A 4046-nucleotide genomic window follows, 5' to 3' on the forward strand; every position below is an offset into this window, starting at 1 on the left:
AATAAAAGGCGCAAATCAGATTAAAAAAGCAACGGATATTAAAAGCTCTACTAAGATTAAAAGTTCCAATGATATTAAATCATCTACAGATTTAAAAACAATGGGATCATAAGCGAAAGGAGAAATGAGATATGTCTATTCAAAAAAGTACTAATAGTTCAAGTTTAGCAGAAGTCATTGACCGTATTTTAGATAAAGGAATTGTTATTGATGCTTTTGCAAGAGTTTCTGTTGTAGGAATTGAGATTTTAACGATTGAAGCACGAGTGGTTATTGCCAGTGTTGATACATGGTTACGCTATGCAGAAGCAGTAGGGCTTCTTCGTGACGACGTAGAAGAAAACGGTCTTCCTGAACGTTCAAATTCAAGTGAAGGACAGCCGCGTTTTAGTATTTAATATGAAGTGATATGGAACCTTCCTTTTTTGAGGGTGGTTCCAGCTTTTAGATTTAACTATTGGAGGCTACTAAAAATGGAAATTAAAAAAATTATGCAAGCCGTGAACGACTTTTTCGGTGAACACGTAGCTCCTCCTCATAAAATTACCTCGGTGGAAGCTACTGAAGATGAAGGCTGGAGAGTTATTGTTGAAGTCATTGAAGAACGAGAATACATGAAAAAATACGCCAAAGATGAAATGCTCGGAACGTACGAGTGCTTTTTAAATAAAGAAAAAGAAGTCATTTCATTCAAACGACTCGACGTCAGATATAGAAGCGCCATTGGCATTGAAGCATAGACGATAAGATGGCAGGAGGAACGTAAAAATGACCGTCTTAACAGACAAAAGGAAAAAAGGCAGTGGAGCTTTTATACAAGATGACGAGACAAAAGAGGTTCTTTCAAGAGCGCTGAGCTATTTAAAATCCGGCTATTCCATTCATTTTACAGGTCCTGCCGGCGGAGGCAAAACCTCTTTAGCGCGAGCGCTTGCTAAAAAGAGAAAGCGTCCTGTAATGCTGATGCACGGGAATCACGAGCTCAACAATAAAGATTTAATTGGCGATTTTACGGGATACACGAGCAAAAAAGTAATCGACCAATATGTTCGTTCTGTCTATAAAAAAGATGAACAAGTGAGTGAAAACTGGCAGGATGGCCGATTGCTTGAAGCTGTAAAAAATGGCTATACGCTGATTTACGACGAATTTACTCGGTCTAAGCCTGCAACGAATAATATCTTTCTATCAATATTAGAAGAAGGCGTGCTTCCGCTGTATGGAGTGAAAATGACCGATCCTTTTGTGCGCGTGCATCCCGATTTTCGCGTCATCTTCACAAGCAATCCAGCTGAGTATGCCGGCGTATATGATACGCAAGATGCGCTTCTTGACAGGCTAATTACCATGTTTATTGATTATAAAGACATCGACAGAGAGACAGCGATTTTAACGGAGAAAACGGACGTAGAAGAAGACGAAGCGCGCACAATTGTAACGCTTGTAGCAAACGTGCGAAACCGCTCTGGAGACGAAAACAGCAGCGGACTTAGCCTTCGGGCTTCGCTTATGATCGCTACTCTCGCCACGCAGCAAGACATTGCTATCGATGGAAATGACGAAGATTTTCAAACGTTATGTATCGATATTTTGCATCATCCGCTTACCAAATGTTTGGATGAAGAAAATGCAAAAAACAAAGCCGAAAAAATCATTTTAGAAGAATGTAAGAATATAGACACGGAAGAAAAGTAAAGGAGCTTGAAAACATGAGTGAAACAAACGAAACAGGTATTTATATTTTTAGCGCCATTCAAACGGATAAAGACGAAGAATTTGGCGCCGTGGAAGTAGAAGGAACAAAAGCTGAAACATTTTTGATTCGCTACAAAGACGCAGCTATGGTAGCAGCTGAAGTACCGATGAAAATTTATCATCCTAATCGCCAAAATTTATTAATGCATCAAAACGCAGTAGCAGCAATTATGGACAAAAATGATACGGTTATTCCGATTAGCTTTGGGAATGTATTCAAATCAAAAGAAGATGTAAAAGTTCTTTTGGAAAACCTTTATCCGCAGTTTGAAAAACTGTTTCCAGCGATCAAAGGAAAAATTGAAGTCGGTTTAAAAGTAATTGGGAAAAAAGAATGGCTTGAGAAAAAAGTAAATGAAAATCCTGAACTTGAAAAAGTATCAGCCTCCGTAAAAGGAAAATCAGAAGCAGCCGGTTATTATGAGCGTATTCAACTTGGGGGAATGGCTCAAAAGATGTTTACTTCCCTGCAAAAAGAAGTCAAGACAGATGTGTTTTCACCGCTTGAAGAAGCAGCGGAAGCAGCAAAAGCAAATGAGCCAACGGGCGAAACGATGCTTTTAAACGCATCTTTCTTAATTAACCGAGAAGATGAAGCGAAGTTTGATGAAAAAGTGAATGAAGCGCATGAAAACTGGAAAGACAAAGCCGATTTTCATTACAGCGGTCCATGGCCTGCTTATAATTTTGTGAACATTCGCCTAAAAGTAGAAGAGAAATAACGTGCTTCACAAATTAGTAACCGCCCCTATTAACCTTGTAGTGAAAATCGGCGAAAAAGTACAGGAAGAAGCTGATAAACAGCTATATGACCTTCCGACGATTCAGCAAAAACTCATTCAGCTTCAAATGATGTTTGAGCTTGGTGAAATTCCCGAAGAAGCGTTTCAAGAAAAAGAAGATGAATTGTTAATGAGGTACGAAATTGCGAAGCGCAGAGAAATTGAACAATGGGAAGAGCTAACAAAAAAAAGAAATGAGGAATCCTAGATGGGAGAATTACTGTATTTATACGGTCTAATTCCAACAAAAGAAGCAGCAGCCATAGAGCCGTTTCCATCTTATAAAGGGTTTGACGGAGAACACTCACTGCACCCAATTGCGTTTGATCAGGTGACGGCTGTAGTTTCTAAACTGGATGCTGACACCTATTCAGAAAAAGTGATTCAAGAAAAAATGGAGCAGGATATGAGCTGGCTGCAGGAAAAAGCATTTCATCATCACGAGACGGTAGCCGCTTTGTACGAAGAATTTACGATTATTCCATTAAAATTTTGTACCATTTATAAAGGTGAAGAAAGTCTGCAGGCAGCGATTGAGCTTAACAAAGAAAAGATAGAGAATTCACTGACGCTGCTTCAAGGAAATGAAGAGTGGAACTTGAAGATTTACTGTGATGATACGGAGCTAAAAAAAGGAATCAGCGAAACGAATGAAAGCGTGAAAGCGAAAAAAGAAGAAATTAGTCACTTATCACCAGGAAGACAGTTTTTTGAAAAGAAAAAAATAGATCAGCTGATTGAAAGAGAATTAGAACTTCACAAAAATAAAGTGTGTGAAGAGATACATGACAAGCTTAAAGAGTTATCGCTTTATGACTCTGTTAAAAAGAATTGGAGCAAGGACGTAACGGGCGCAGCTGAACAGATGGCGTGGAACAGCGTGTTTCTTCTCCCGTCTCTGCAGATCACTAAGTTTGTAACCGAAATAGAAGAGCTTCAGCAAAAGCTTGAAAATAAAGGCTGGAAATTTGAAGTGACGGGACCATGGCCGCCCTATCATTTCTCGAGCTTTGCGTAAAGTGAGGAATTAACATTATGTCTCTTAAACAATCCATGGAGAATAAAGATATTGCTCTTATTGATATTTTAGATGTCATTTTAGATAAAGGAGTCGCCATTAAAGGAGACTTAATCATTTCCATAGCCGGCGTCGATTTAGTGTATTTGGATTTGCGGGTGCTTATTTCTTCGGTTGAAACCCTGGTTCAAGCAAAAGAAGGAAATCGCAAACCAATCACTTCTGAACAATTTGATAAACAAAAGGAGGAATTAATGGATGCAACCGGTCAGCCAAGCAAATGGACGAATCCACTTGGATCCTGATCAAGCTGAACAAGGCTTAGCGCAGCTTGTGATGACAGTTATTGAGCTATTGAGGCAAATCGTTGAACGTCATGCCATGAGGCGGGTGGAGGGTGGAACGTTGACGGACGAACAAATTGAAAACTTAGGAATTGCACTAATGAACTTAGAAGAAAAAATGGACGAGTTGAAAGAGGTGTTCGGTCT

The 4046-nt window shown here is 39.3% G+C and carries 8 protein-coding genes; all 8 read left to right on the plus strand.

Annotated features, from left to right (window positions below; all coding sequences use genetic code 11):
* Positions 1 to 131 precede the first annotated feature (131 nt).
* Positions 132 to 398, plus strand: a complete 267-nt coding sequence (gvpA, locus tag AC1DRF_RS18330; RefSeq protein ID WP_013057997.1) for a gas vesicle structural protein GvpA — start codon at positions 132 to 134, stop codon at positions 396 to 398.
* Positions 399 to 473: 75 nt separating this feature from the next.
* The gene (gvpO, locus tag AC1DRF_RS18335; protein ID WP_013057996.1) at positions 474 to 740 is read left to right on the plus strand and encodes a gas vesicle protein GvpO; all 267 of its coding nucleotides are present in this window, start codon (positions 474 to 476) and stop codon (positions 738 to 740) included.
* Positions 741 to 768: 28 nt separating this feature from the next.
* Positions 769 to 1695 carry a gas vesicle protein GvpN gene (gvpN, locus tag AC1DRF_RS18340; RefSeq protein WP_427075913.1) on the plus strand — a complete coding sequence of 309 codons (927 nt, stop codon included), beginning with the start codon at positions 769 to 771 and terminating at the stop codon, positions 1693 to 1695.
* 14 nt (positions 1696 to 1709) lie between these two features.
* Complete coding sequence (locus AC1DRF_RS18345) at positions 1710 to 2477, plus strand: GvpL/GvpF family gas vesicle protein (protein WP_013057994.1); 768 nt, start codon at positions 1710 to 1712, stop codon at positions 2475 to 2477.
* 1 nt (position 2478) lies between these two features.
* Positions 2479 to 2745, plus strand: coding sequence for a gas vesicle protein GvpG (locus AC1DRF_RS18350; RefSeq protein WP_013084016.1), 267 nt, complete (start codon positions 2479 to 2481; stop codon positions 2743 to 2745).
* Entirely contained in the window at positions 2746 to 3555 is an 810-nt protein-coding gene (locus tag AC1DRF_RS18355; RefSeq protein ID WP_097822818.1) for a GvpL/GvpF family gas vesicle protein, read from the plus strand. It begins immediately after the preceding gene.
* A 17-nt stretch (positions 3556 to 3572) separates the two neighbouring features.
* Entirely contained in the window at positions 3573 to 3860 is a 288-nt protein-coding gene (locus AC1DRF_RS18360; protein ID WP_013057991.1) for a gas vesicle protein, read from the plus strand.
* On the plus strand, positions 3814 to 4046 hold a 233-nt coding region (locus AC1DRF_RS18365; RefSeq protein ID WP_477741344.1), incomplete at its 3' end, for a gas vesicle protein K. The genes AC1DRF_RS18360 and AC1DRF_RS18365, both read left to right, overlap by 47 nt.

The organism is Priestia sp. P5_B4, from assembly GCF_056400385.1.